Origin of the sequence: Bacillus sp. JJ1474 (assembly GCF_036965225.1) — a bacterium.
GTDB lineage: Bacteria > Bacillota > Bacilli > Bacillales > Cytobacillaceae > Cytobacillus.
Window position 1 is genome coordinate 29,000 of sequence record NZ_JBALPC010000013.1, and the last position, 3,612, is coordinate 32,611.

A 3,612-nucleotide genomic window follows, 5' to 3' on the forward strand; every position below is an offset into this window, starting at 1 on the left:
ATATTAATTTTCTTTCTGTATTTTGAATTTATTTCAATGATTGTTAAGTATTTCAAAGAAAATTATCATTTTCCCCTTCGATACTTTATCTATATTGGCATTACCGCAATGCTGAGACTGATTATTGTGGACCACGAAAACCCGCTTCATACACTTATTTATTCACTAGTAATTTTGGTTCTCATTATTGGATATTACATGATGCATATTACTCCAAGGACAAAATAGAATAGTAAAAGCATTTTGTAGGTGAATGATCATTGAAAGCAAACAGGACCAATCATTTGATTAGCCCTGTCTAAAAATAATTATTTCGTTATTTGCTTAATAAGCTTTTTATTCCCTTTTTCCAATATATTTTCATAATCGATGTATTCGTAAATATCATCTGCAATGTTTCCGCTGAACTTCGCTAATTCTTCAATCGTTAAATCTTCAATCGCTTTCTTTTGCTCTTCACAATAAATGATGATTTTGCCGACAATTTCGTGGGCATCTCTAAAGGCTGTTCCTTTGCTTACTAAATAATCGGCAACTTCAGTGGCATTTAAAAACCCTGCTCTAATAGCAGACTTCATGTTTTCTTCCTTTACATGCAGGGTATCGATCATTTTTGCCATGATTTCAAGGCAATCTAATACCGTATCAAGGGAATCGAAAAACTGTTCCTTATCCTCTTGCATATCTTTATTATAAGTTAGTGGTAAGCCCTTTAGTGTAGTTAATAATGAGAAAAGGGAGCCGTATACTCTGCCTGTTTTTCCTCTAATTAATTCAGCAGCATCAGGATTTTTCTTTTGTGGCATGATGCTGCTGCCGGTTGAATACGCATCGTCCATTTCGATAAATTTGAATTCTTGGCTGCTCCAAAGAATCAGTTCTTCGCTCAATCTGCTCAAGTGCATCATGGTAATGGAAAAACCAGACATAAGCTCAAGTAAGTAATCGCGATCACTTACACCATCTAAGAAGTTGTCTACCGGTTTAGAAAAACCTAATAGATCAGTAGTTATTTGGCGATTGATATTATGGGTTGTTCCAGCCAATGCGCCGCAGCCTAGAGGGTTTTCATCCAATATGCCGATCGCATTTTCAATTCTTTTTTTATCACGGCTGAACATTTGTACATATGCACCTAAATGATGACTAAATGTAACTACCTGTGCTCGCTGCAAATGGGTATACCCTGGCATCATGACATTATTGTCAGCAGCTTTCTTATTCAACGAATCAATCAGCTGCTGCAGCGATGACATAACTTCTCGTGCTTTATTCTTTGCATAAAGTCTCATGTCAACAGCAACTTGATCATTTCGGCTTCTTGCCGTATGAAGCTTTTTCCCGGTTTCACCAACTCTTTGTGTCAAATTCATTTCCACAAAAGAATGGATATCTTCATAATCTCCTTCTACTTTCAAACTGCCAGATTCGATATCTTTTAAAATCGATTCAAGTCCGCTAATTAGTAAATTTCCTTCAGACTCAGTCAATAATTCACATTTTACAAGCATTGAAACATGCGCGATGCTTCCATTTATATCTTCATAATATAGTCGATGATCTACAGGCAGAGAAGTATTGAATTTCTCCATGATTTCATCTTCTCGTTTTGTAAAGCGTCCGCCCCAAAGTTTCACTTATACTTCAACCTCTTTTCATTGAATCTTCAATAGACAAGTACCATTGATATGTGTATGCCTATCACTAACATTAATATTAAGATATTTTAGAAATACTTTCCTGTAATTCTTCAATATTTCCTTTTTTACGCATATACCAAACGCCATTTGATACCGCAAAATTGTAAAAAATAAATCCTAAAACTGCCGCAATAATCGACATAAATGGTTCAGGGATGATTCCATGTCCTCCAAAGTTTCCTAAATAGGAAAGTCCAACAAGCATTAAAATATAAACAACAAGATAAATTCCACCAATAATTTCTATTGTTTTGTATTTATTGATAAAGTGGGAAACTAAATAAGCGCCAATACCAATAATCAATCCTGTAATTGCAAGTTGTACCCTGCTCCAGTTTGTCCAATAAATAAGAAGCGTAGCAAAAACAAAGGCTAATGGGGCAATAATACGCATCCCTGGAAGACCGTTGTTTTGCGTTAAACCGACCTTCCGGAAAACCATGACAGTCACACAGGCAGAAGCATATTTAAAAATACCAATTGCTCCAACAATGGCCACAATCGCAGTCCAGCTTTTTAATGGGAATAAAAAGAGCAAACCGATAAAGAAATTAAGAGCAAGTGCACGAGTTGGTACACCAAAACGTTTGTTAATCGTTCCAAAATAAGATGGTAAGAACTTACTTTTTGCCATTCCAAAAACATGTCTTGAAGTTCCGGCTGTATAAGTTAGTGCAGAACCTGTAGGGGAAACCATAGCATCAGCTGTAATGATCCATGATAGCCAAACCATGTTCGCCATCATTGCTAAATTAGCAAAAGGAGAATCGAACTTAATCCCGCTCCAGCCATTAGCGAGCATATCTGGTGGAACAGCTCCAATAAAAACGATTTGGAGTAACACATATAATATAGCTGCAACGACAAGGGAAGTAATCAAAGCTAATGGAATATTTCTTCTAGGATTGACAACCTCTCCACTCATCATGACGACGTTACCGAATCCAGTATAGGCAAAAAAGATCCCACTTGTTAAGATTGCACTTAATCCCGCACCATATCCATTCGGTGCAAACCCTTGGCTTGTAAAGTTTTCTGGATGAAAACCTGTCATAAAAAAAGCAATGATTGTTAGGACAGGAACAATAAATTTAATTGTAGTAATCACTGTATTTGTAACAGCAAATAATTTTACCCCAAAATAGTTAAAAACTACAAAGAATGCCATCAAAACTACCGAAGCAAACATACCAGTCGTAGTAAGCTGTTCTTTCGTAATATCATACAGTCCTGGCCAAAACTGATTTGCATATTGGATAACACCTGCGGATTCCACTGGTGCAGTTGCACAGTATCCAAACCAGATGGAATAACTAGTCACTGTAGCAAGCATTGTCCCATGGGAATAAAGGGGATAGCGGCCTAGTCCGCCTGTTTCAGGCTTAACCCTTCCTAATTCAGCATAAATAAGAGCGATAAGTGTAATTGCAATTGCACCGATTATCCAAGACATAATCGCTGCTGGACCAGCTAATTTTGCTGCTGCCCATGGTCCAAAAAGCCAACTAGATCCAATAATTCCACCGAGAGATAGTGCTGTTAGCGACCAAAATCCCATTCTCTTTTTCAAATATTGTTCTTGATTCATGAAGTTCCCTCTCTCTTAGAGTTATATTGTTTCTTCAATAAAATCCCCAGAATAGCTAATCATTTTATTTTTAACTACACGAAAGATTATTATTAATTTTTCTATTTTTCTTATTTTCCGAACACTCTCCTCTCAAACTTATTAAGTAAAACGAAGTGTTTGAATAATAAATCTTATTTAAGGGTATATATTCGACAATTACCCTAAAACAAATTATATTTAACGCTTTGATGAAACGCAAGAAAAATTTTAAATTGTTAGTCAACTTTATTGCTTTTATTATTTCCAAAAAAAGAAAGACTGTTGAGGGTGGTTCCCAACAGT

3 protein-coding genes (1 of these 3 running past the window's edge) are annotated in these 3,612 nt (G+C 36.0%); 1 reads left to right on the top strand and 2 read right to left on the bottom strand.

The genetic code is table 11. The features are described from left to right. Positions 1-228 carry the 3' portion of a phosphate-starvation-inducible protein PsiE gene (locus tag V7164_RS02485; protein ID WP_335353336.1) on the top strand. The gene continues 117 nt to the left of window position 1, outside the view, so only the last 228 of its 345 coding nucleotides appear in the window; the start codon falls outside the window, past its left edge; the stop codon is at positions 226-228. A gap of 80 nt (positions 229-308) precedes the next feature. Here the strand turns inward: V7164_RS02485 and argH are convergent, their stop codons facing one another. Together argH and V7164_RS02495 are read right to left on the bottom strand one after the other, a co-directional pair. Beyond that, entirely contained in the window at positions 309-1,637 is a 1,329-nt protein-coding gene (gene argH, locus V7164_RS02490; protein WP_335353337.1) for an argininosuccinate lyase, read from the bottom strand. Positions 1,638-1,716: 79 nt separating this feature from the next. Further along, positions 1,717-3,288: an APC family permease gene (locus tag V7164_RS02495; protein ID WP_335344668.1), complete on the bottom strand. Its 1,572-nt coding sequence runs from the start codon at positions 3,286-3,288 to the stop codon at positions 1,717-1,719. Positions 3,289-3,612: the final 324 nt, after the last annotated feature.

Excerpts from the sequence above, each read along its gene's own strand:
- V7164_RS02495 (WP_335344668.1), bottom strand. The coding sequence starts at position 3,288 with ATGAATCAAGAACAATATTTGAAAAAGAGAATGGGATTTTGGTCGCTA.